Annotated in this window: 1 protein-coding gene; it reads left to right on the forward strand. The window is 65.5% G+C overall.

Annotated elements, in window-relative coordinates:
* Positions 1-435 (forward strand): siderophore-interacting protein (locus tag ER13_RS19220; protein ID WP_197019824.1); only part of this gene is annotated, 435 nt, incomplete at both ends.

Here is a 435-nt window from a genome sequence, read left to right on the forward strand (position 1 = left end):
GTCCGCCATGACATCCCCCATGTCATTTCGATCGACTTCGAGCCATGCGGTATGCCACCCATCACCTCGGTCGACGACCACGTCAAAATCGTCCTGCCATCTGATGGCTCTGACTTGCGCCAACCCGTCCGTGACAATGCAGCACTGCCGCTTCTACGCACATACACCCGGCGCAGGTGGTTCGAGGATGGGTCGTGGGGCATTGACGTCCTGCAGTTTGGCCCTGAGTCCGGAGCCGAAGCCCATCGTGGGCCCGGCACCCAGTGGTCCCAGACCGTCCAGCCGGGAGACCAAGTCGCGGTTCGTGGGCCGGGCGGTCATTGGCAGACGCCCGACGACATCTACCACCTGCTCGCCGTCGCCGACGCGGTGGCCCTCCCCGCGGTCGCGAATACCCTCGCCGCGCTGCCGACATCGGCCCGAGCGACCATCGTT

The organism is Brevundimonas sp. EAKA, from assembly GCF_000698025.1.
GTDB classification, from domain to species: domain Bacteria; phylum Pseudomonadota; class Alphaproteobacteria; order Caulobacterales; family Caulobacteraceae; genus Brevundimonas; species Brevundimonas mediterranea_A.